Below are 391 nucleotides of genomic sequence, written 5' to 3'. Positions count from 1 at the left end.
CATGAAGGCGAGCATTATTCAGCAGAAGACGTATGATTTTGCCTCGCGCATCATCAAAGCTTATAAGTTTTTGGTGGGTGAGCAGCAGGAATATGTCCTGTCCAAACAACTTTTGCGCAGCGGTACTTCGATTGGGGCCAACGTGGAAGAAGCCCTAGCAGCCAGCTCTACTGCTGACTTCATTCACAAACTAAACATTGCTGCCAAAGAAGCGCGCGAAACTTCTTATTGGCTGCGCTTGCTGCGCGACAATGATTACCTTCCCGAAGCAGCTTTCGAATCGATACACGCCCATGAAGGCGAGCATTATTCAGCAGAAGACGTATGATTTTGCCTCGCGCATCATCAAAGCTTATAAGTTTTTGGTGGGTGAGCAGCAGGAATATGTCCT

At 47.8% G+C, this 391-nt stretch carries 1 protein-coding gene; it reads left to right on the top strand.

Translation table 11 applies throughout. The features are described 5' to 3' along the window. Position 1 precedes the first annotated feature (1 nt). Positions 2-328: a four helix bundle protein gene (locus tag BEN48_RS00025; protein ID WP_070731724.1), complete on the top strand. Its 327-nt coding sequence runs from the start codon at positions 2-4 to the stop codon at positions 326-328. Positions 329-391 lie beyond the last annotated feature (63 nt).

Source organism: Hymenobacter glacialis (genome assembly GCF_001816165.1).
Taxonomy (GTDB): Bacteria; Bacteroidota; Bacteroidia; order Cytophagales; family Hymenobacteraceae; genus Hymenobacter; species Hymenobacter glacialis.
Note: the sequence above shows the minus strand (reverse complement) of the source record. Positions and strands in the feature narration are given on the sequence as shown.